General features: G+C 46.5%; 1 protein-coding gene. It reads left to right on the top strand.

The features are described 5' to 3' along the window. Positions 1-881 (top strand): FAD-dependent oxidoreductase (locus tag A3729_RS08335; protein ID WP_197475692.1); only part of this gene is annotated, 881 nt, incomplete at both ends.

Here is an 881-nt window from a genome sequence, read left to right as displayed (position 1 = left end):
AAGCCAGTAGCTTTGTTATTGCTTCCGGCTCGATCCCTCGTAAGCCAGATAATATCCCTGTCGATCATGAAAATATTTTTGATTCTGACTCAATCCTAACAATGTTGTATTTGCCAAAGAGCCTCACTGTTCTCGGTGGTGGTGTTATCGCTAGTGAATATGCCTCTATCTTCCAGGCGCTTGGCGTTAAGGTAACAATGATTGACCGGTATCCTTTGCCTTTGGGCTTTATGGATGGTGACTTAACCTCCAAGTTTGTCGACTCATTTCAGGAAATGGGTGGCACATGGTTAGGTGAGAAGAACGTTGAAACTGTTGAGTGGGATGGCTTATCTGAAGTCATCACGCGATGCGATGACGGGACTATTGTTAGATCTGCGAAGCTTCTTTGTGCCGCTGGCCGCGTAGCAAATGTGAAGGACCTGCAGATTGCCAATGCTGGTTTGGAGTTAAATGAGTTTGGCAATATATCGGTTGATGATATGTTGCAAACCCAAGTCCCGCATATTTATGCGGCAGGCGATGTCATTGGCCCGCCATCATTGGCCTCGGCGTCAATGGAGCAGGGACGACGAGCGAGTTGTAATGCTTTAGGAATTGAAGTGGGTCCAATGAGTAAGATGATCCCCTCGGGTATCTATGGAATTCCTGAACTCTCGGCTGTTGGGATGACTGAGCAGCAAGCTAAGAAAGAGCATGGTGACGGTATTGTGATTGGTAAAGCCAATTTTGAAGAGATCTCTCGTGGTCAGATTAATGGAATACGTGATGGTATGCTGAAGATCATATGTGACCCTCAGGGCGAAAAGATTCTCGGTGTTCAGATCGTTGGCGAAGGTGCAACCGAGCTTATTCACATTGGTCAGATGGCAATGCTTTCA

This window comes from Oleiphilus sp. HI0043, assembly GCF_001634935.1.
The sequence above is the reverse complement of the archived record's forward strand: the minus strand, read 5'-3'. Positions and strand labels throughout refer to the sequence as shown.